This window comes from Burkholderia sp. M6-3 (assembly GCF_050858985.1).
GTDB lineage: Bacteria > Pseudomonadota > Gammaproteobacteria > Burkholderiales > Burkholderiaceae > Paraburkholderia > Paraburkholderia caledonica.
Genome location: NZ_CP110091.1, coordinates 1,264,638 through 1,284,791, shown reverse-complemented (window position 1 = coordinate 1,284,791; position 20,154 = coordinate 1,264,638). Strand labels below are relative to the sequence as shown.

The following is a 20,154-nucleotide window of genomic DNA, read 5'->3' as shown; positions in this document are numbered from 1 at the left end:
AACAGCGCTCGCGGCGTTACCGCAGTCACGACATCAACGGCTCGGCTGCGTCGAGCATGATCTTCACGAAGTAGTCGGCAAAGCTGCGACGCACGATGATGTCGAAACTGTCGGCGCCGGTGGGCACGAGCGTCATCGACGCCTTGAAGTAATGGCTTTGCGCACACTGCCCGTCGCCGAACAACTTCGGATGCAGATCGAGCGGACAGCCACGCGAAAGCACTTCACGCGTGCGAGCACCGGTGATTTCGAGCACCGTATAGCCGCTGCCGATGTCCACCGCGGACGCGAACACGCCCGCAAACGCTGCACCGAGCTTTGCCTGCAACGGCGCAGTGCGCGTTGCGTCATGCGCGACGGCCGAGCGCACGAGCCATTCGTCCGGTCCGAGCCAAAGCATGTCGTAGCCGTTGCCGCGCGCAATCGTGTTGGCCTTTTCCGGCGGCGGGCAACCGAGCACGTTTTTTACCGCCTGCACAAACGCGGCGTCGCGCGTATCGCCTCGCACGTTCACGAGTTCGAGAAACGGCCGCTCGCTCAATCTGAATGCCGTGCCTGCCGTGGCCTGATGCTTTTTGAGCAGCGCATCCACGCCCACCAGCGGCGACTCCTGCCATACGCCGGTTTGCCTGCCGACAGCGCGGTCCACGACCGACGTCGCCGTTTTAGTTTCATTCCACATGTTGACGCGCTCCTTCGCTGTCGTAGAACACCGAGCTGGTGATCTTCGCTGCAATCTGTTTGCCGCTCGAAAGCGGGACCGTGACCGTTTCGCCGATCTTCTCGAGACCGCCCTTCACGACGGCCATCGCAATCGAGCGCTTGAGAATCGGACTGTAATAACTCGACGTCACGTGGCCGAGCATCGGCGCGGTGTCGCCCTGGAACGGACCGGCGACAATCTGCGAGCCTTCCGGTATCACGAACGACGGATCGTCGGAGAGCAGCCCGACCAGTTGCTTGCGCCCCGGCTTCGCGGTGTCGGAGCGGGTCAGCGAACGCTTGCCCAGAAAGTCTTTCGACTTCGCGACGAGCCCGCCCATGCCGAGGTCGTAAGGCGTCATCGAGCCGTCCGTGTCCTGGCCGACGATGATGTAGCCCTTCTCCGCACGCAACACGTGCATCGTTTCGGTGCCATACGGCGTGATGTCGAACTCGGCGCCCGCGGCCATCAACGCTTCCCACACCGCGCGTCCCACGTTCGCCGGCACGTTCACTTCATACGCGAGTTCACCGGAAAAGCTGATGCGCATCACACGCGACGCCGCACCCGCGACCGTGCCTTCGCGATAGCTCATGAATGGAAACGCAGCGTTCGCGAAGTCGATGTCGTGACACACCTTCTGCAAGACCTTGCGGCTGTTGGGACCGACCACGGCGAAAGTCGCCCAGTGATCGGTGACCGACGCAAGACGCACGCGCATGTCCGGCCATTCCGTTTGCAGCCAGCGTTCGAGCCACGTCAGCACGCGCGCCGCGCCGCCCGTAGTCGTCGTCATCATGTAGTGCTGATCCGCGAGGCGCACAGTCACGCCGTCGTCGAAAATCATGCCGTTTTCGTCGAGCATCAGGCCATAGCGGCACTTGCCGACTTCGAGCTTGCTCCACGGATTCGTGTAGACCCAGTTCAGGAGCTTCGCCGAATCGGGACCCTGAATGTCGATCTTGCCGAGCGTCGATGCATCCAGAATGCCGACGCTGGTGCGTACCGCAAGCGACTCGCGTGCGACGGCCGCGTGCATGTCCTCACCCGCTTTCGGGTAATACCACGGACGCTTCCAGTTGCCGACGTCCTCGAAGGCAGCGCCGTTCTCCACGTGCCATTCATGCACAGCCGTCTTACGCACCGGATCGAGAAATTCGCCGAGTTCGCGGCCCGCGAACGTGCCGAACGTCACCGGCGTGTAGTTCGGGCGGAACGTCGTGGTGCCCGTCTCCGGAATCGTCTTGCCGAGCGCCTGCGCGAGAATCGCCATGCCGTTGATGTTGCCGAGCTTGCCCTGGTCGGTGCCGAAGCCCATCGCCGTATAACGCTTTACGTGTTCAACCGACTCGAAGCCTTCGCGGGCGGCCAGGAAAATATCCGCCGCGGACACGTCGTTCTGGAAGTCCACGAACTGCTTGGGTCCGCGCGTTGCAAGCTCGCGTCCGCCGACGAGCCACAGCGGCTCTATCTTTGCTTCGCTGATTTCGGCGACCTGAACCGGATTCGGCCGGGCGACGATATGGCCTGCGGCACGCGCGGCCTCGATGCCTGCGTCGACAGCGAAACGGATGCCCTGACCCAGCGTGAAGTCGCCGTTGCAGGCGCCGACGCTCGTCTCCGCCTGCATCGCCTTGCCGGGCACGAAGCAGGCTTTCTCGTTATGCCAGTGCGCCTTGCCGCCCGACTGCGCGAACAGATGCAGCACAGGGCTCCAGCCGCCGGACATCGCGAGCAGGTCGCACGGCAATTCGCTTTGCTTCGCACCGGTCTTGCCGTTTGCATATGAAGCGATATCCACCGACGCCACGCGCAGTTTGCCGTGCGCCGCCGTGATGACGGCGCCGCCGATCACCTTCACGCCGTAGCGGCGGGCGAGCGCGGGCAGCGTACCCTTCGATTCACCTGCGCGCGGATCGATCACCGTCACCTGCGCGCCGGCCGCTTTCAGGTCGAGCGCGCATTGATAGCCGTCGTCGTTGTTCGTGAAGACTACTGCGTTGCGGCCCGGCAATACTGCATAGCGATGCAGATAGGTCGAAACGGCTGAAGCCAGCATCACGCCCGGCAGATCGTTGTTGCCGAACACGATCGGCCGTTCATGCGCGCCGGTTGCGAGAATCACGCGTTTTGCGCGAATCTTCCACATCAGTTCGCGCGTGCCCTTGCGTTGCGACACGGGCAGATGATCGGTTAAGCGCTGGGTCACCGTGACGAGATTGTGGTCCTGGTAACCGAACGCGGTGCTGCGCGTGAGAATCTTCACGTCGGGCATCTGCCGCAGTTCGTCTTCGATCTTGTGCACCCACTGCAACGCAGGCTTACCGTCGATCTCCGCGCGGCACGACAGCAGCGAGCCGCCGAGTTCCGGCTGATCGTCGACCAATGTCACACGCGCCCCCGACAAAGCAGCTGCGTGCGCTGCCGCGAGACCGGTCGGCCCGCCGCCCACGACCAGCACGTCGCAATGTGCAAAGCACTTGTCGTAGCGGTCGGCGTCGAGTTGCTCAGGCGCCTTGCCGAGACCCGCGGCGTCGCGGATCACTTCTTCGTACTTCGGCCAGAACTTGCGTGGCCACATGAAGGTCTTGTAGTAAAAGCCCGCCGGAATGAAGCGCGCGAACTTCTGATTGACCGCCATGCGATCTTTCTCGATGCTCGGCTTCGCATTCACGCTGTTCGCGACGAGCCCCTGATACAACTCGACTTCGGTCGCACGCGCATTCGGCACCGTGTAGGCGCCGGTTTCCAGTTGCACGACAGCGTTCGGCTCTTCCACTCCGGCCGTAACGATGCCGCGCGGCCGGTGATATTTCCAGCTACGCGCAACGAAATGCAGGCCGTTGGCGAGCAATGCGGAAGCCAGCGTATCACCCTGATAGCCCTGATACTGGCGGCCGTTGAACGTGAACGTAAGCGGCAATGCGCGGTTGATGCGCCCGCCATTCGGGAGTCGGTCTTTCTGGCTCATTGCGTCTTGCCCTCTTGTGCCTTGCCGTCGTTGCTATCCATCTTGAGCAGCGGACGGTCGAACGTCTCGTAGCCCTGGATCTCGTAGCTCACCGTATCGCGCTGCGCCTTGAACCAGCGGCGGCAGCCTTGCGTATGCATCCATTGCTCACGATGCACGCCGCGCGGATTCTTGCGCATGAACAGGTAGTCGCCCCACTCCTTGTCGGTGAGCTTCTCGGTATCGAGCGGACGCGCAATGTCCGCTTCACCGCCGCAGGAAAATTCGGTTTCGGCGCGTGGCCCGCACCAGGGGCATTCGATCATCAGCATGTTTGTCTCTCTATCCAGCGCTAGTGCGTTAGTGGGCGACGGCGGCGGCGCCGTGTTCGTCGATGAGATGGCCGGTGTAGAAGCGATCCAGCGAGAACGGCGCGTTCAACTCATGCGGCTCGTCTTTCGCGATCGTGTACGCATAGGCCCAACCGGAACCGGGGGTCGCCTTGAAGCCGCCCGTGCCCCAGCCGCAATTGAAATAGAGTCCCTTCACGTCGGTCTTGCTGATGATCGGGCATGCGTCCGGCGAGACGTCCACGATGCCGCCCCACTGCCGGTTCATGCGCACGCGCGAGAACACCGGGAACATTTCGACGATGGCTTCGAGCGTGCCTTCGATAATCTGGAAGCTGCCGCGCTGTCCGAAACCCGTGTACTGGTCCACGCCCGCGCCGATCACCAGATCGCCTTTGTCGGACTGGCTGATATACGCGTGCACGGCGTTCGACATCACCACTGTGTTCACGACCGGCTTGATCGGCTCGGACACCAGCGCCTGCAACGGATGGCTTTCGAGCGGCAGGCGCACGCCGGCCATGTCGGCGAGCGTGGAAGTATTGCCCGCCGCCACCACCGCGACTTTCTTTGCCTTGATGAAACCCTTCGTCGTATCGACGCCCGTCACCTGGCTGCCGTTACGGCGAATTCCGGTGACCTGGCAGTTTTGCACGATGTCGACGCCCGCCTGGTCTGCGCCACGCGCGAAGCCCCAAGCCACCGCATCGTGCCGCGCGACGCCGCCGCGCCGCTGAATCGACGCGCCCAGCACCGGGTAGCGGCTATTCAGATTGATGGTCGGCTCCAGTTCCTTGATCTGTGCGGGGGTGAGGAATTCGGCATCGACACCGTTCAGGCGGTTCGCATTCACGCGCCGCTCGGTGTCGCGCACGTCCTGCAGCGTATGCGCGAGGTTCATCACGCCGCGCTGGCTGAACATCACGTTGTAGTTCAGATCCTGCGAGAGACCCTCCCACAGTTTCATTGCCTTTTCGTACAGCGCGGCCGACTCGTCCCACAGATAATTCGAGCGGACGATGGTCGTATTGCGCGCCGTATTGCCGCCGCCGATCCAGCCTTTTTCGAGCACGGCGATATTGCGCACGCCATGTTCTTTAGCAAGGTAGTAGGCGGTGGCGAGACCGTGTCCGCCGCCGCCGACGATCACCACGTCGTACTCGCGTTTGGGCTCGGGGCTCTTCCACTGGCGCTCCCAGTTTTCGTGATACGACATCCCGTTGCGCAAGAGGCTGAATATCGAATAGCGGCTCATCGTTGGTCCTTGTGGGTACTGTCGGTGCTTATGGTGCTTGTAGTGCTCGTGGTGCTTGATGCCTGGTGCTTCATCACGACTTCAATAGAGCGCGGTTCAGCACTCGATGACGTTCACGGCCAACCCGCCGCGCGACGTCTCCTTGTATTTCGTCTTCATATCCGCGCCCGTCTCGCGCATCGTCTTGATCACGTTATCGAGCGATACGTAGTGCTGGCCGTCGCCCTTCATCGCCATGCGCGCGGCGTTCAGCGCCTTGATCGCGCCCATGGCATTGCGCTCGATGCACGGAATCTGCACGAGTCCGCCGACCGGATCGCAGGTCATTCCGAGGTTGTGTTCCATGCCGATTTCCGCGGCGTTTTCGACTTGCGTCGGCGTGCCGCCCATCACTGCGGCAAGCGCCGCTGCGGCCATCGAACAGGCCACGCCCACTTCGCCCTGGCAGCCCACTTCGGCGCCGGAGATGGACGCGGTCTCCTTGTAGATGATCCCGATAGCCGCGGCCGTCAGCAGGAAGTTGACGATCCCTTCGTCATTCGACGCATGCATGAACTTCACGTAGTAGTGCAGCACGGCCGGAATCACGCCGGCCGCGCCGTTGGTCGGCGCGGTCACGACGCGCCCGCCTGCCGCGTTCTCTTCGTTCACGGCCATCGCATACAGGTTGACCCAGTCGAGCATCGAAAGCGGATCGCGCAGCGACTCCTCGGAGCGCGAGCGCAATTGCCCGCACAGGTCGGCAGCACGGCGCTTCACATGCATGGGTCCGGGCAATTCGCCGCGCACCTTGCAACCGCGTTCGACGCAAGCCGACATCGCGCGCCAGATCGCAAGCAGGCCTTCGCGCACTTCCTGTTCGGAGCGGGACGCGCATTCGTTGCGCAACGTCACCTGGGCAATAGAGAGGCCCGTTTCGCGGCACACGCGCATCAGATCGTCGCCGGTGCGAAACGGATACGGCACCTCGGCGCCCGCACGTACGCCGTTCACGCGATCGCCCTCGCGGTTCACGACGAAGCCGCCGCCGATCGAGTAATACTCTTTTTCGACCAGCAGCTGCCCGTACTCGTCGAATGCCTGAAAACGCATGCCGTTCGGATGCACGATGCCCGAGCCGGGCGCACCCGGCATCAGCTTGCGGAAAAATCCAAGATGCTCGCGCTCGTCGAACTTCACCGGATGCTTGCCGAGCAGCGCGAGTTGCTTCGTCTCGCGAATCGCCAGCAGACGCGGCTCGATCGCGTCCGGGTCGATCAGTTCGGGAAGGTTGCCTTCCAGGCCGAGCAGCACTGCCTTGTCGGTGCCATGGCCCTTGCCGGTTGCGCCAAGCGAGCCGAACAGTTCGACTTTCACGCGGCGCACGAACCCGAGCAGGTTGGCGTCTTCGATATGCGACGCGAAGCGGCAAGCAGCGATCATCGGCCCGACGGTGTGCGAGCTGGAGGGACCGATACCGATCTTGAACAGATCGAATACGCTGACGTTCATGGCTAGCCTTGTGCGTTGCAATGCCTGGGTGGAGGGACTTACCTCGAAACAGGCCCTATTGCACCGCACGTCAAATTGGACCGATAGAATAAAAACGGCATGACAGTGGGATAGTGGCGTCAAGCGCACTGCGCGCCAAGCGTCGCGACGTATTTACGAAGGCTTCTGACGCATTTGCGACAGGCGCCGCCCCTGCGCCTCGCGATGCTGACGACATATATGATCGTGCCCCGGTGAATCCCGGTGCTATGCTTGACTCAACCTTTTTTGCTCTGGCTGCATGCATGAACTCCGCTGAACCGCTTCCCCTTCAATCTATCGACGGCACGCCGAAGCAGCGCATCCGCTTTGGCATCATCCTGCTGCCGAACTTCACGCTGACGGCGTTTTCGGGTTTCGTCGACCTGTTGCGCCTATCCGCGGACGAAGGCGACTTCAGCAAGCCCGTGCGCTGTTCATGGAGCGTTATAGGGGAAACCCTCGCTCCGGTACGCGCGAGCTGCGGAATCCAGATCACCCCGTGGGAAACCTTCGACAGCGCCGAACCGTTCGATTACGTCGTCGTGGTAGGCGGCCTGCTGCATTCGGGACCGGCCGCGAACGACGCGACCCTTGCGTTCATACGGCGCGCCGCGGCAGCCGATGCAACGCTTGTCGGCATGTGTACGGGCGTGTTCTCGCTGATGCGCGCGGGCGTGCTCGACGGCCATCGCATTTGCGTAAGCTGGTTTCACTACTGGGATTTCATCGAGCGTTTTCCGTCGGTGAATGAAGAGGCGCTCGTGGCAGACCGGCTGTTCGTGATCGATCGCCGGCGCATTACGTGTTCAGGCGGGCGCGCTTCTATCGACGTGGCCGCGGCTATTCTTCTGCGCCACTTCGAAACCGCAACGGTACAAAAAGCGCTGCGCATTCTTCTCGTCGACGACATGCAGAAAGGCAACGCGCCGCAGCCGCATCCGCCGGGACTTGCACCTGCGGCGCACCCGAAAGTGAAGCGCGCAATTCTGCTGATGGAACAGCACGTGGGGCGTTCGCTTTCGCTCGATGAACTCGCGCGCAAGCTGGATCTGTCGCCGCGTCAATTGGAGCGGCTTTTTAAGGCGCAAACCGGCAAGGCGCCGCAGGCTTATGCGAAGCAGGTGCGCCTGCGCACGGCTGCCTGGCTGTTGACCAGCTCGGACAAGACGGTGGCCGACATTGCTTCGAGTTGCGGCTTTTCCGATGCGTCACATCTGGGCCGCGAATTCCGCAAACAATTCGGCTTACCGCCGATGATGTATCGCGAGCAACGCGGCACGGCGGCGGAAGCGGAATATGGTGCGGATTTCGACGAGACGTTTCCGGGGCGGGCGCAGGCGATTTGAGGCCCTGATTCAAGGCGTTTTGTCGATGCCGTTTGATTTCGGCCCTTGTCTACTAGCCTGAAACCTTCCAACAGGCGCTTTAGCGCCGCATCAAGCGGCGCCAAAAGCCGATATCACTTCCCCGCCACATACGCCTTCACTGCCGGCAAACCATCCTTGCCGTCGAACGTCTTCACGCCCGCGAGCCACTGGTCGAGCACTGCCGGATTCGCCTTCAACCACTCGCGTGCGGCCTTGTTGGGGTCCGTTTTGTTCATGATCGGCAGCATCACATGATTCTCGATGTCGGTCGTGAAATGCAGGTTCGACACGAGCTTCGCGACGTTCGGGCAGCGTGTCGAGTAATCGGTCGGCGTAACCGTCATGACCTTGGCCTCGCCGTAGTTCGGACCGAATACGTCATCGCCGCCGGACAAATAATCGATTTTCATCTGCACGTTCATCGGATGCGGTTCCCAGCCGAGGAACACGATCGGCTTCTTGTCGCGGATCGCACGGTTCACCTCCACCAGCATGCCCGCCTCGCTCGACTCCACGAGCTTGAACTTGCCGAGCCCATACTGGTTGCTGTCAATCATCTTCTTGATCAACGCATTGCCGTCGTTACCCGGCTCGATGCCATAGATCTTGCCGCCGAGCTTGTCATAGTTCTTCGCGATGTCGGTAAACGTTTTGATACCCGCCTGATACGCGTAGTCCGGCACGGCAAGCGTGTACTTTGCGCCCGTCAGGTTCGGTGTAGGCAGCACGCTCAGCTGACCGGCCTTTTTGAACGGATCGATCATCGGGTCCATGGTCGGCGACCAGTAGCCGAGGAATACGTCGATCTGCTTGCTCTTCACACCGGCAAAGGTAATCGGCACAGAGGCGATCGTCTTGGTCGGCTTGTAGCCGAGTCCTTCGAGCACCGTCGATGCAAGTCCTGTCGTAGCGGCGATATCGGTCCAGCCGACGTCGGCGAAGCGGACGTCGCGGCATGTTGCGGGTTCGGCGGCGAAAGCCGAAGGAACGGACGACACAGACAGCGCGCACAACGACGCAGCCCACAAACGTTTCATGGCGTTTCCTCAGGGTGATTGAATGCTTGACTGTTTATTACACTGAATTTTATCGACGCTGCCTGCTGCGCATCGAGGCAACCGCGACGCACGTCACCGCACTTGAAGCACGACCTCCTACGCCGACAGCCGCCGCTCGACGCTCGGCGCATGACCGAATTGCGCGCGATATGCCTTGCTGAAATGGCACGGCGAATGGAAGCCGCAAACGGCCGTGACGCGCGCGATCGAAGCGTCGGTATTGCGCAGCAGTTCACGCGCGCGCCGCAGGCGCAACGTGAGGTAATAGTGCGTCGGCGACACGCTCAGGAACATCTTGAACATGCGCTGCAAATGGCGCTGCGACAGATGCACGAGCCGCGCGAGTTCGTCGAGTGACAAAGGCTCTTCGATATTCGCCTCCATCAATCGAACGACCTCGATGAGTTCGGCACGCGAGAAACCGACGCGGGCGTCGACGGGTATGTGCTGATAGTCGGTCGAGCCGCGTATTCTTTCCACGATGAACTGCTCCGACACCTGCGCCGCCACCGGGTGACCGAGCCGCATGGCGACCAGTTTCAGCATCAGATCGAGCGGCGCGGTGCCGCCCGTGCAGGTCATGCGGTCGCGGTCGATCACGAAGAGCTCGTCGGCGAAACGCACATGCGGGTAACTCTTGTGCAGCGGCGACATATCTTCCCAATGCACGGTACAGCGGTAGCCGTCGAGCAGCCCGGCGGCGAGCAGCGCATACGGTCCCGTGCAAATGCCACCGAGCGGTATGTTCGCGGCCGCCACGTCGCGCAGCAAACCGATCACCGTATCGTTGACATAATCGCGCACGTGCCAGCCCGCGCAAACAATCAGCACGTCGGGCATGCCGGCTTGCGCGAGCGTCGTGGTGGGCTTCACCGTAATACCGTTGCTCGCCCGCGCCGGTTCGCCGTCCGGCGTGATCACTGACCATCTGTAGTGCTCCGCGCGGCCCACGTAGTTGGCCATGCGGAGCACCTCGACCGCGCTCGTGAACGCGATCATCGAAAAGTTCGGCAGCGTCAGAAAGCCGACGTGCGCGAGCCGGGAAAGCGGCGATTCTGAAGGGGCCTCGACCTGGGTGATCGCGTCGCGCTTCATATGCGGCTCAGCTGTGCTGCGCCGCCGGCGCGCGGCGCACCTTCATCAGACTGCGCAAGCCCGAGAGAAGCGGCGCGCGCGCCATGCCGGGCGAGCGGCCAAAGCTCTCCGTGATACGGTCCAGAATGATCGCGAGCATCACGACAGAGAGTCCGCTTTCGAAGCCGAGCCCGATGTCGAGACGCTGAATACTGGCGAGCACGTCGTTGCCAAGGCCACCCGCGCCGACCATCGACGCAATGATCACCATCGACAACGCCATCATGATGGTCTGATTTACGCCAGTCATGATCGACGGCAGCGCATTTGGAAACTGCACTTTGTAGAGCAGTTGCCACGGCGTGCAGCCGAATGCCTGCCCCGCTTCGACGATCTCGCGGTTCACGTGCTTGATGCCGAGCGACGTGAGACGCACCGCGGGCGGCATGGCGAAGATCACCGTGGAAAGAATGCCGGGCACGCGGCCGAGGCCGAACAGCATAGCCGCGGGAATCAGGTAGACGAATGCGGGCATGGTCTGCATCAGGTCGAGCACGGGACGTACGACCATTTCGACGGTACGGCTTTTCGCGGTCCAGATGCCGAGCGGCACGCCGAGCAGGAGGCTGATCAACGTAGACGACAGCGTGAGACCGAGCGTGATCACCATCTGATCCCAGAACCCGGTGCCGTAGATCAGCAGCATCGCAAGCAAGGTGAAGAGCGCGAAACGCCAGCCCACCCGCCACAATCCTATGCCGACGAAAAACGCCATCAGCGCCCACATGGGAACGGCTTGCAGACCTTGCTCGATCAGCGCCGCAAAACCCTCGATGACTTTGCCGATGGAATCGAACGTCTTGGCGTCGTGGTCGAGCAGATAGTGGACGCCGTGGTCGACCCAGGCGCCAAGTGGAATGACTTCAGACATGGGAACCTCGATGGCGCGTAAGAACGTGCAACACGTTCGTCTTGTTGACCGAACCACAGTAGGAGCCGTCTGCTTCGACGACCGGCAAAGGCGCGCGGCTCGCCACCACGCGTTCGACCACATCGTCTAGCGGTGTGGTGCGTCGAATGCATTCGACGTAGTTCAGTTTCGCGGACGCGCTGCCTGTTTCGTCGCGGCACACGAAGCCGCGAATCTTGCGTTCGCTGTCGAGCACGAACGCATAGTCGGCGCTGCCGTTCAAGGTGGCGGCCACGCTCGACGCGTCGATCTGCGGGGAATGCGAATGCATCAGCGGCACGGCATCGGTCTGCATCAGATCGCCGGCCGTCAGATAACGGCTGGTGTCGATGCCCTCGAAGAAAGCGCGCACGTAATCGTCGGCGGGATTCGTGATGATCTCCTGCGGCGTGCCGATCTGCACCACCTTGCCGCCTTCCATGATCGCGATGCGTGTGCCGATCCGCATGGCTTCTTCAAGATCGTGCGACACGAACAGGATCGTGCGCTGCTGCTCGCGTTGCAGATCGAGCAGCACGTTCTGCATTTCCTTGCGCTTTAACGGATCGAGAGCGGAGAACGCTTCGTCCATGATCATCAACGACGGGTTGACCGCGAGTGCCCGGGCAAGTCCCACGCGCTGCTGCATGCCGCCCGACAGTTGCGCGGGCAGCTTCGCCGCGAACGGAGCGAGGCCGACCTGCTCGAGCACCGTCATCGCGCGCGCTTCGCGTTCCTTGCGGCTGACGCCCGCCACTTCGAGCCCGAACGCTGCGTTCGATAGCACAGTGCGTTGCGGCATCAGCGCAAACGACTGGAACACCATGCTCATGTCCTTGCGGCGCAGTGCGGTCAATTCGGCGCGCGGCACGCTGGCCACGTCGCGCCCATCGATCAGCACCTTGCCCGCCGACGGTTCCACGAGCCGGTTGATCAGGCGGATCAGCGTCGACTTGCCGGAGCCCGAGAGCCCCATCAGAACGAAGATCTCGCCTTCCTTGACTTCGAAGGATACGTTGTGAACGCCGACGATCTGACCGGTCCGCGCGAAGACTTCTTCTTTCGTCGCGCCGCCCGCCAGCATGGCGAGCGCCTGTTTCGGGTTAGTGCCGAACACCTTGCACAGCCCTTCGACCACGACCTTGGGGGAATTCATTGAATGCTCTCCTATGTCGGCCAGAGTTTGTGCAAAACACTTACCCTGGTCCCATGCAAAGCTGCGAGCGGACGTCGTCCGCGCTGTGCATACATAGTTGCCAGAAAAAAGTACGCCTAGCCGACTATTTGCGACAACCACATGAGGAAATACGACACTCATGTGGCACGGACGAAGTTTAGCCGCCGTGAAAGCCTTGATGGGTAAGGGTTTCGCCGATATGGGAAGCGTCAGGCGAAGATGTCGCTACAAGCCAACTGTAGGGTTTCGAGAGCAGAAAAAACGCCGCGCGACGACCAGACGCGCCGGTCTCGCTGCGCAACACCGAGTTTTTACTGGCGGCTAGTCGCGTGTGATTCGTCAGTGGAAACGACCGCTCACCCCACGCGCGCCGTTTGATCGAGCATTGCCCCGGGCAGCATCGACATCTCGCTGCCCGATGGCACGAATTACGGGTTAATGCTTACTGGCTCGCGCCTGTGCCGATGCCCGCCTTCTTCTGCGCATTTTGCAGATCGGTCGGATAGTTCGGGTCGTTCCGCGACGGCTGATAGCCTGCGTCCTCCAGCTTCTTAAGCTCTGCGTTCTTCTTCGCGCGAGCCTGTTTGCGGGCCGCTTTACGCTCGGCTTTGGTCGGCTTGGCGGCGCTGGCTCCGCCGGGTTGCACGGTCTGTGTGTCAGTGTCGGTCGTGGTTTGCGCGGCGGCGAGTGGCATGCCGGCCGCAACCATCGCGGTAACGGCAAGGCCCAGCATGATCTGTTTGATGGCAACGCGCTTCATGGCTGACTCCCTCTTAAGTTGGCAAGTGCATTCAAGGTTATGTGCGACTCATCGTTCTTCGGCGGATCGTGCGCGATGCAACGCACGGTTCGCCGTTGAGAGCTTAATGCCAAACTGCATATGGCGCACTGATGCCTGCCAGTGCATACGCCACCGCCAGTTTTTCCAGCATGAGCGCGCGTGCTGAACTATTGTTTAAGCGCGCCGGGAGCGCCACGGCATTGCGTTTCTACAAGACAGGATGCTCCCAGTGAGCGGACACCGTTCACAGGCGCGTATTATTTTGCATGCAACGAAGCGACATCAACTTTTCGAGGATGGAGAAAACGTGAAAACAGTCAATCTTTTGAAGACGCTCGGCATTGCATTGTGTCTGGCAACTGCATCGAGCGCCTATGCGCAATCGAGCGATGCGGCGCCGTCCGACATGACGGACTCCTCCACCGCGCGCACAAAAGCGGTGAAAAAGACGGACCGCAAGCTCGGTCTCGACGTGCGCAAGGCGTTGGCTAAAGCGCAGGGCTTCGATGTGTCGAACGTGTTCGTGCGAGCCCGTGGCGGCGCAGTGACGCTGACAGGATCGGTGCCTGACGGTGCTCAGATTCCGCAAGCCGAGGACGTGGCGAAAAGCGTCGCTGGCGTGAAGTCCGTATCGAACAAGCTCACGATAGGCAGCCCGAACGGCGGCGGCGGCTGATCGCCCCGAGTTGTTCAATGGCATTACGCCTGATTGCATCGGAGGACGAAGGGTTGCGCCTTGCACTGCTCCCGCGCTGCTGTCGCCTATGAGGCACTACCCTTTGTCTTGCTACCCTTTGTCTTGCCCACCTTCTTCCTGGCCGCCCTTTATCCTGGTAAGTGAATCACACGCGCGGCTCTTCGCCTATACGCGTCGCCCATGCGACGACCGCGCATAACGCGCGAGCAACCACACGGCCGCTGCGCCCGCGGCAAGCAATGCCGTCTGCTGCGGATACATCGACGCCTGCGTGTACAGGCTCGACTCCAACACCCGGCGCTTCTGTTCGGAACGCTCGCGCAATGCACCATCGCCGCCGTGATTGCCGGCCGCCGTATGCGGCGGCTCCTGAGTCCGTTGCGACGATATGCCAAGACGGCCCATCACGCGGTCATATAGATTAGGCGCGCGACGCGCGAACGTGACCATTGCCGCCGATGCACCGCCGACATACAAATCGCGCACCGGCGTGGCCGCTGCGTGCAGAATCGCCCTCGCGACAATATCCGGTGCATAGACCGGCGCCGGCAGCTTTGGCTGCACGTCGAGATGATTGCGGGCATGCTCGACAAACTGCGTATGAATGCCCGACGGCTTGATCAATGTAACTGAAACCGGCACGCGCTCGTCGAGCAGTTCCATGCGCAATGCGTCGGTATAGCCCTTTACTGCGTGTTTCGACGCGACATATGCGGCCTGCAGCGGCAGCGCGATGTCCGACAGCTCGCTGCCCAGATTGATCAGCGCACCGCCGCGCTGCCTCAGGTGCGCGAGCGCAATCATCGATCCCTGCACGACGCCCCAGAAGTTCGTCTCGAACAACTCTTTCTGCTCGTCGATGGGCACGTCGGCGCAACGGCCGTAGATCGACGCGCCGGCGTTGTTGACCCACGTGTCGAAGCCGCCGAAGCGTTCAATGGCCTTGTCTGCGGCGGCCTGCAATTGCTCAGCGTTGCTCACGTCGGCAACCGCATAGTCGACGAGCGCGCCCTGGTCGCCGAGTTGCCTCGCGAGCGCGGTCAGCGCTTCCTCGTCGCGAGCGATCAGCATCAACCGCGCTCCTTTGCTCGCGGCAAGACGCGCAGTAGCAAGGCCGATACCGCTCGTCGCCCCGGTGATGACGATGACCTGCTGACCGACCGGTTTGAGCTTCACTGTCATGGCGAATCCTCGAAAAGATATAACGGGATCACGGCAGCGCACCTGTTTGGGCGGCCTGTCCGGCGAACTAAGTCTGGATGCCGCAGCATCCATCGTGCCGCGTCGCCCCGGCCCATTAGTGCTCGCTGCCACCGCCCGCCAGCGCCACCGTCAGCGCTACGACAGCAACGGTTATCGAAATGAATGGCGACCGAGAGCCAACGTAATATGCGCGCCCTTAAATCTTAATCATCGAATGCTTCAATGCGCGCAGCTTGTGGTTGCTGCAGCGTGGAGCAGCGACAAGCGGCGCACCATTTCCAATAAACAATATCCCCAGCGAACTCCACACGTACATTAATGGAAGCGCTGAACGGCGAAGTCGAATCTGGAGCCAGTCACATGTTCCGTAGAACCCTGTTACCCATTCCCTTTGCCGCACTGCTGACGCTCGCCGCTTGCGGCAATCACAGCATCAGTCCGAGCGCATCGTCGCCGACAGCGTCGGTGACGGCACAGGATGCCCTTGCTACTGCCACGCCGATCAAGCACGTCGTCGTGATCTTCGGAGAGAACGTCTCGTTCGACCACTACTTCGCGACTTATCCGCAAGCGTCGAATCCGGTGGGCGAACCGCAATTCACGGCGGCCGCAGGCACGCCAACGGTCAATAACCTCGCGAGCAACAATCTGATCGCGACCAACCCCAATGCGCTACCTACGTCGCCGAATACGGCAGGCCGCACGGTCGGTCTGGTGACCATCGCCGGGCTCGGTCTGCCCGCAGCGGATCTGTTGCCGTTCCGCCTCGACCGCTCGCAAGCGAACACGTCGAGTCAGAACCACGCATACGCCGCCGAACAGCTCGCCTATAACAACGGCGCAATGGACTCGTTCCCGCTCTTCACCGCAGCCGGTTCGACGATCGCCGGCAGCACCGGCGCATTCGCGACGAAGGGCCAGGTGCTCGGCTACTTTGACGGCAACACCGTCACAGCGCTGTGGAACTACGCGCAGCACTTCGCGATGAACCAGAACGCGTACACCGACACGTATGGTCCGTCGACACCGGGCGCACTCGCAGTCGTGTCTGGCCAGAACAACGGTGTGATCGTTTCGGGCGGCACGTCGGGCAACGCGATTCCGGATTCGGCCGGCGGCTTCACGATGGTCGGCGACCTCGACCCGACCGGTGACGTCTGCACGACCGCGGCCGGCAGCACGGTCACGGGCACGATGTCGTCCAACAACAAGAACATCGGCGACCTGCTCAACGCGAAGAACATCACGTGGGGCGGCTTCATGGGCGGCTTCAATCTGCAGACGGTCAACGCGAACGGCACAACGGGCTGCGCCCGCTCGACCTTCTCGCAGGTGCTCAACGCGACGAAGACCGACTACGTGCAGCACCACGCGTGGTTCCAGTACTACGCGAGCACGGCGAACCTTGCGCATACGCGTCCGTCGTCGACGGCCGTGATCGGTGCGGCCGATCCGCTCGACAACACCGCAACGCCGGTCCATCACCAGTACGACATCGACGATTTCTTTGCCGCGGTGAAGTCGGGCAACTATCCGTCCGTCAACTTCCTGAAGGCGTCGGCGGTCGGGGACGGCCATCCGGGCAACTCGGACCCGATCGACGAACAGGCTTTCGTCACGAAGGTAATCAACTTCCTGCAGCAGCAGCCTGACTGGAAGAACACCGCCGTGATCATCGCCTACGACGATTCGGACGGCTGGTACGACCATCGCTACAAGGCGCCTACGAGTTCGTCGTTCGACTCGACGACGCCGCAATCGGCAGGCGGCAAGACGGTGGCGGGCAGCGACAACCTGAGCGCGGCAGGCCAGTGCACGGCCGCGGGCGCAGTGCAGCCGCAGGGCGTGAACGGCGGCGCCGTGAACGGCCGTTGCGGTCCGGGTACGCGCACGCCGTTTATCGTGGTCTCGCCGTGGGCAAAGGCGAACTTCGTCGACGACACGCCGATCACTCAGGCATCGGTCGTGAAGTTCATCGAGGACAACTGGCTCAGCGGTCAACGCATTGGCGGCGGTTCGTTCGACGCCACTGCGGGCAGCATCATGAACATGTTCGACTTCTCGGGCTCGGGCAACAATGCGCCGCTGTATCTGGACCAGAACCTCGGTACGACGCTGGCGCAAGCGCCTGCAATCTGACGAGGAGCTGGACAGGAGCCGGGCAGAAACTTGCGATCAGGCAACCCGCGTTCATGCGATGCGCGAGTATCTCGCGCGCATCGCTGACGAACGCGGTGCCATGACGCAGAGCACGGCTTGCAGCAAAGCGTAGTCGGCGTCGAGCCAGTGCATACGTGCTGGCTCGATTTGCCCTTTTGATCGCATCAGAAGAACTATTGTCACGACCGCCATGAACCAAGCTCCCGACGCCGCCCTGCCGCCGACTCTTCCCGCGAGCGGCGAACCCGGTCCCGTTCTCACGCGCCGCTCAGCGCTCCGGCTGCTTGCGCGAAGTGCCGCCTGCATCGCTATTGCGGCCGTCGCGCTCAGCGCATATGCGCTTGTTTATCCAGAGCGGATGCCGGCCGCAGTCGGCGCGATCGTTGAAGACCTCACAGGCGCGAACCCTCGACCGGTGCAACTTTTGCGTCCGGCAAGCGCGCCACTGAGCGCGGTGGCGCTGCTCGGCAAGGAGATTTTTTTCGACCAGTCGCTGTCGGCTTCCGGCACGCAGTCTTGCGCGTCGTGTCACTCTCCGAAGAATTCGTACGCGCCGGATAACGCGTTTCCTGTTCAGCTCGGCGGCGCGCATATGACCGACGCGGGTTTTCGTCCGCCGCCATCGCTCACGTATCTATATCGTCAGGCTCCGTTCAGCATTGGTCCCGACCAGGGCGACACGGATGTGCCGGTGGATCTGACGCAACTCGCTTCGCAGGCAAGTGGCGTCGCGCGCGCGCAAAAGACCGCTCTCGCCACGCCTGCCGCTCCGGCGATGGTGCCGCAGGGCGGGCTCTTCTGGGACGGCCGCGCCGATACTTTGCAGGACCAGGCAATCGGCCCGCTGACGAATCCCGTCGAAATGGCCAACAAAACGCCGGAAGACGTCGCGCACAAGTTGCTGCAGACGAAGTACATCGACCAGTTCAAGCAGATGTTCGGGCCGGCCATTGTCGGCAATCCGAGCCTGCTGATTTCGGAGGCCATGTTCGCGGTGGGGCGGTATCAGATTGAAGATCCGTCATTCCACGCGTTCACGAGTAAGTATGATTACTGGCTGGAAGGCAAAGCTCGCCTCACGCATGCCGAACTGCACGGCCTGCAATTGTTCAACGACAAGGACAAAGCGAATTGCGCGGGCTGCCACCTGAGTCAGCCGAGCAAGGACGGCCTGCCGCCGGTGTTTACCGACACGCAATACGAAGCGCTGGGAGTGCCGCGCAATCCGGCCATTCCTGCGAACAAGAATCCGAAGTTCTTCGATATGGGGGTATGTGGGCCGTTTCGTGGAGATCTCGCGAAGCAGACGCAGTATTGCGGCATGTTCCTCACACCCACGCTACGCAATGTCGCGAACCGCAAGGTGTTCTTTCACAACGGCGTGTATCACGACCTGAAACAGGTGATGGACTTCTACAATCTGCGTAATACGTCGCCGGAAAAGATCTATCCGCGCGATGCATCGGGCAAGGTGCAAAAGTACAACGATCTGCCGCCGCAGTTTCACGCGAATGTCGATGTGTCCGACGCACCGTTCGATCGCAAACCTGGAGATCAGCCTGCAATGACGGATCAGGATATACAGGACATTATTGCGTTCATGAAGACCTTGAGTGACGGGTTTGACGCTAAGGGATCGTGACTCTTCGGGCTGCGCGCGGCCACGCAAGCGCGCAGCGCCACGCGGGGCGTTGTTGTATGCTCTCCCGTTCCGCGATCTCTTTCCACTCTTCCCGATGGCCGATTTCCCGTTTCACGCCGTACTTTTCGACTGCGACGGCGTGCTTGTCGACTCAGAGCCAATCACTAACCGCGTACTCACCGAGATGCTCGGTGAGTTGGGCTGGCACCTGAGCATTGAAGAGACGATGCGTATTTTTGTCGGCAAGGCGGTAAAGGACGAAGCGCCGCTGATCGAAGCGCGCACTGGTGTTGCGATCACGACCGACTGGCTGACGCAATTTCGCGCGCGCCGCAACGCAGCGCTCGAACAGGAACTGACGGCGATACCGGGCGCCGCGACAGCGGTACGTTCGCTTCACACATCATTGAAGGGACGGATTGCCGTTGCGTCCGGTGCGGATCGGATCAAAGTCGAATTGCAATTGGCCAAGGCGGGTATCCTGGCGTGCTTCGAGGGGCGCATTTTCAGCGGTCACGAAACGCCGCGCAGCAAGCCGTTCCCCGATGTGTATCTCGCCGCGGCGGCGGCGTTGGATGTGGACCCGGCACACTGCGCTATTGTCGAAGACACGGTGACGGGCGCGACTGCCGGCGTTGCAGCCGGCGCGACGGTATTCGGTTACTGCCCGAACGAGTACGGGCATAGCAGCGCTGCCGCATTGCAGGCAGTCGGCGTGGCTCGGGTGTTTCGCGACATGAACGACTTGCCGGGTTTGCTTGCCGCGTGGCGCGGCAAGGCGTGAATCGGCCTACTCGAACGCTGCGTCGATCGGCACGCGGTATCCCACCGCGAGGCGGTTCGTTTCGTTAGCCATGCCAACTACTGCGAGCAGTTCGCCAAACATCTCGTCGGTCATACCCGCACGGCGAGCGGCGGCCGTGTGACTCGCAACGCAATAACCGCAGTTGTTCGTTACGCTCACGGCCACGTAGAGCAGTTCTTTCATTAACGGATCGAGCGCGCCGGGCTTCATCACGTCTTTCAGACTGTCCCACGTGCGCGCGAGCGTCGGCGGATGCTGCGCGATGTACTTCCAGAAGTTGTTGACGTCGTCGACCTGACGCGTCTCCTTGATATCGTCGTATACGGCTTTGACTTCGGGCGATGCTGCGGAATACTCCACGGCTTTCTGCTGACTCATGGGCTCTCCTGTTGTGACTGCATGAAAGTGCGATTCGGGCTCAGTTCGGCATATGCGACATCTATTGTGCGCGCATTTTGCCGAACTGGAATC

The 20,154-nt window shown here is 61.7% G+C and carries 17 protein-coding genes; 5 read left to right on the top strand and 12 right to left on the bottom strand.

The features are described from left to right. Positions 1-25: 25 nt before the first annotated feature. The 5 genes from OH764_RS23030 to OH764_RS23010 all read right to left on the bottom strand — a co-directional run bounded on the left by OH764_RS23030 (position 26) and on the right by OH764_RS23010 (position 6,749). Positions 26-682: a sarcosine oxidase subunit gamma gene (locus OH764_RS23030; RefSeq protein WP_498850935.1), complete on the bottom strand. Its 657-nt coding sequence runs from the start codon at positions 680-682 to the stop codon at positions 26-28. Beyond that, the gene (locus tag OH764_RS23025; RefSeq protein WP_498850934.1) at positions 672-3,674 is read right to left on the bottom strand and encodes an aminomethyltransferase family protein; all 3,003 of its coding nucleotides are present in this window, start codon (positions 3,672-3,674) and stop codon (positions 672-674) included. Before OH764_RS23025 ends, OH764_RS23030 begins: the two co-directional genes overlap by 11 nt. Continuing rightward, positions 3,671-3,985 (bottom strand): sarcosine oxidase subunit delta, encoded by a 315-nt coding sequence (locus tag OH764_RS23020; RefSeq protein ID WP_020067488.1) that lies wholly within the window; start codon positions 3,983-3,985, stop codon positions 3,671-3,673. The genes OH764_RS23025 and OH764_RS23020 overlap by 4 nt, the downstream gene beginning before the upstream one ends. Before the next feature lie 28 nt (positions 3,986-4,013). Then, positions 4,014-5,258: a sarcosine oxidase subunit beta family protein gene (locus tag OH764_RS23015; RefSeq protein ID WP_020067487.1), complete on the bottom strand. Its 1,245-nt coding sequence runs from the start codon at positions 5,256-5,258 to the stop codon at positions 4,014-4,016. Between the two features lie 96 nt (positions 5,259-5,354). Beyond that, positions 5,355-6,749 carry an L-serine ammonia-lyase gene (locus tag OH764_RS23010; protein WP_498850933.1) on the bottom strand — a complete coding sequence of 465 codons (1,395 nt, stop codon included), beginning with the start codon at positions 6,747-6,749 and terminating at the stop codon, positions 5,355-5,357. A gap of 284 nt (positions 6,750-7,033) precedes the next feature. On the opposite strand from OH764_RS23010, the gene OH764_RS23005 reads away from it, so the two are divergent. Continuing rightward, positions 7,034-8,116, top strand: coding sequence for a GlxA family transcriptional regulator (locus tag OH764_RS23005; RefSeq protein WP_408487307.1), 1,083 nt, complete (start codon positions 7,034-7,036; stop codon positions 8,114-8,116). A 113-nt stretch (positions 8,117-8,229) separates the two neighbouring features. Here OH764_RS23005 and OH764_RS23000 read toward each other — a convergent pair whose 3' ends face one another. The 5 genes from OH764_RS23000 to OH764_RS22980 form a co-directional block, all read right to left on the bottom strand. Beyond that, positions 8,230-9,174 carry a choline ABC transporter substrate-binding protein gene (locus OH764_RS23000; RefSeq protein WP_020067484.1) on the bottom strand — a complete coding sequence of 315 codons (945 nt, stop codon included), beginning with the start codon at positions 9,172-9,174 and terminating at the stop codon, positions 8,230-8,232. Between the two features lie 117 nt (positions 9,175-9,291). Beyond that, positions 9,292-10,290 (bottom strand): GlxA family transcriptional regulator, encoded by a 999-nt coding sequence (locus tag OH764_RS22995; RefSeq protein ID WP_498850932.1) that lies wholly within the window; start codon positions 10,288-10,290, stop codon positions 9,292-9,294. A gap of 7 nt (positions 10,291-10,297) precedes the next feature. Further along, positions 10,298-11,200 carry an ABC transporter permease gene (choW, locus tag OH764_RS22990; protein ID WP_498850931.1) on the bottom strand — a complete coding sequence of 301 codons (903 nt, stop codon included), beginning with the start codon at positions 11,198-11,200 and terminating at the stop codon, positions 10,298-10,300. After that, on the bottom strand, positions 11,193-12,374 hold the full coding sequence (locus OH764_RS22985) for a quaternary amine ABC transporter ATP-binding protein (RefSeq protein ID WP_020067481.1): 1,182 nt from the start codon (positions 12,372-12,374) through the stop codon (positions 11,193-11,195). The genes choW and OH764_RS22985 overlap by 8 nt, the downstream gene beginning before the upstream one ends. A gap of 463 nt (positions 12,375-12,837) precedes the next feature. Beyond that, on the bottom strand, positions 12,838-13,155 hold the full coding sequence (locus OH764_RS22980) for a hypothetical protein (protein ID WP_498850930.1): 318 nt from the start codon (positions 13,153-13,155) through the stop codon (positions 12,838-12,840). Between the two features lie 328 nt (positions 13,156-13,483). On the opposite strand from OH764_RS22980, the gene OH764_RS22975 reads away from it, so the two are divergent. Continuing rightward, positions 13,484-13,852, top strand: a complete 369-nt coding sequence (locus tag OH764_RS22975; RefSeq protein WP_498850929.1) for a BON domain-containing protein — start codon at positions 13,484-13,486, stop codon at positions 13,850-13,852. A 186-nt stretch (positions 13,853-14,038) separates the two neighbouring features. On the opposite strand, the gene OH764_RS22970 is transcribed toward OH764_RS22975, so the two are convergent. After that, on the bottom strand, positions 14,039-15,055 hold the full coding sequence (locus tag OH764_RS22970; protein ID WP_498850928.1) for an SDR family oxidoreductase: 1,017 nt from the start codon (positions 15,053-15,055) through the stop codon (positions 14,039-14,041). Positions 15,056-15,436: 381 nt separating this feature from the next. On the opposite strand from OH764_RS22970, the gene OH764_RS22965 reads away from it, so the two are divergent. From OH764_RS22965 to OH764_RS22955, 3 genes are all read left to right on the top strand, one after another. Then, positions 15,437-17,215: a phospholipase C gene (locus OH764_RS22965; protein WP_498850927.1), complete on the top strand. Its 1,779-nt coding sequence runs from the start codon at positions 15,437-15,439 to the stop codon at positions 17,213-17,215. Between the two features lie 211 nt (positions 17,216-17,426). Further along, complete coding sequence (locus OH764_RS22960; protein ID WP_498850926.1) at positions 17,427-18,878, top strand: cytochrome-c peroxidase; 1,452 nt, start codon at positions 17,427-17,429, stop codon at positions 18,876-18,878. 94 nt (positions 18,879-18,972) lie between these two features. Continuing rightward, the gene (locus OH764_RS22955; RefSeq protein ID WP_498851267.1) at positions 18,973-19,662 is read left to right on the top strand and encodes an HAD family hydrolase; all 690 of its coding nucleotides are present in this window, start codon (positions 18,973-18,975) and stop codon (positions 19,660-19,662) included. 6 nt (positions 19,663-19,668) lie between these two features. On the opposite strand, the gene OH764_RS22950 is transcribed toward OH764_RS22955, so the two are convergent. After that, positions 19,669-20,061 carry a carboxymuconolactone decarboxylase family protein gene (locus OH764_RS22950; protein ID WP_087750799.1) on the bottom strand — a complete coding sequence of 131 codons (393 nt, stop codon included), beginning with the start codon at positions 20,059-20,061 and terminating at the stop codon, positions 19,669-19,671. Positions 20,062-20,154: the final 93 nt, after the last annotated feature.